1 pseudogene is annotated in these 766 nt (G+C 64.4%); it reads right to left on the bottom strand.

Annotated features, from left to right (window positions below):
- Window positions 1-766, bottom strand: a pseudogene (locus EOA78_RS35605) (glutamate synthase subunit alpha); the annotation flags it as partial.

Raw genomic sequence — 766 nt, 5'->3', positions numbered from 1 at the left:
CAGTTGTCGAGGATCTCGCGGCCGCGCACCGAACCCGTATAATGGACGTGGTTCGAGATCAGCTGATAGAGCCGCTCCTCGTCATGGCTGGTCATGTCGCCGGACACGTCGACGCGGCCTTTGTGGTCGAGGTCGCCGCCATGATGGAGCAGTTTCTCCATCAGGTCGTCTTCTTCGGGAACGGGTTCCAGTTCGACCATCGCCATGTTGCAGCGCTCGGCGAAATCACCCTCCTCGTCGAGCACATAGGCGACGCCGCCCGACATACCGGCGGCGAAGTTGCGGCCGGTCTGACCGATGACGACGACAATGCCGCCGGTCATGTATTCGCAGCCATGGTCGCCAACGCCTTCGACGACGGCGGCCACGCCCGAATTGCGAACCGCAAAACGCTCGCCGGCGACGCCGGAGAAATAGGCCTCGCCCTCGGTCGCGCCGTAGAGCACCGTGTTGCCGACGATGATCGACTCCGCTGCGACGATGTTCGTGTTCTCCGGCGGGCGGATGACGATGCGGCCGCCCGACAGGCCTTTGCCGACATAGTCATTGGCCGCACCGACCAGCTCGAACGAAACCCCACGCGCCAGGAAGGCGCCGAACGACTGGCCGGCGGTACCGGTGAGTTTCACCGAGATCGTGTCCTCGCGCAGGCCCTTGTGCTTGAAGCGCTTTGCCACTTCACCAGACAGCATGGCGCCGGTCGAACGGTCGACATTGCGGATCGGCAGCTCGATGCTGACCGGCTGCCTGGCTTCCAGCGCCGGCT

The organism is Mesorhizobium sp. M5C.F.Cr.IN.023.01.1.1 (assembly GCF_003997585.1).
GTDB lineage: Bacteria > Pseudomonadota > Alphaproteobacteria > Rhizobiales > Rhizobiaceae > Mesorhizobium > Mesorhizobium wenxiniae.
The sequence above is the reverse complement of the archived record's forward strand: the minus strand, read 5'-3'. Positions and strand labels throughout refer to the sequence as shown.